Source organism: Arthrobacter sp. 18067 (assembly GCF_902706295.1).
In the GTDB taxonomy this organism is placed as follows: Bacteria; Actinomycetota; Actinomycetes; order Actinomycetales; family Micrococcaceae; genus Arthrobacter.
Map to the genome: position 1 here is coordinate 1 of NZ_CACSJJ010000064.1, position 654 is coordinate 654.

At 61.9% G+C, this 654-nt stretch carries 1 pseudogene; it reads left to right on the forward strand.

The annotated features are described in order from the left end of the window. Nucleotides 1-654, forward strand: a pseudogene (locus tag GVL04_RS24080) (pyruvate dehydrogenase (acetyl-transferring), homodimeric type); the annotation flags it as partial.

Consider the following 654-nt stretch of genomic DNA (forward strand, 5'->3'; position numbering starts at 1 on the left):
GGTCGGTGGGTGTGCCGATGGTGACGACCACTGATTATGTGAACACGATCCCGGTGGACCAGGAAGCACCGTTCCCGGGGAACGAGGAGTTCGAGCGCCGGTATCGTGCGTACATGCGGTGGAACGCTGCGGTGATGGTGCATCGTGCGCAGCGTTCCGATATTGGGGTGGGCGGGCATATTTCCACGTATGCCGGTGCCGCGACCCTGTATGAGGTGGGCTTCAACCACTTCTTCCGCGGTAAGGACCACCCTTCCGGCGGGGACCAGGTGTTCTTCCAGGGCCACGCCTCCCCGGGCATGTACGCCCGCGCGTTCATGGAAGGCCGCCTCACGGAAGAGGATTTGGACGGGTTCCGTCAGGAGAAGTCCAAAGAGGGCCATGCCCTGTCCTCCTACCCGCACCCAAGGTTGATGCCGGACTTCTGGGAATTCCCGACCGTGTCGATGGGTATCGGCCCGATGAACGCGATCTACCAGGCCCAGTCCAACCGGTATTTGCAGAACCGTGGCATCAAAGACACCTCGGACCAGCAGGTCTGGGCGTTCCTCGGTGACGGGGAAATGGACGAGCCCGAGTCCCGTGGCCTGCTCCAACTCGCCGCGAACGAGAACCTGGACAACCTGAACTTCGTGATCAACTGCAACCTCCAGC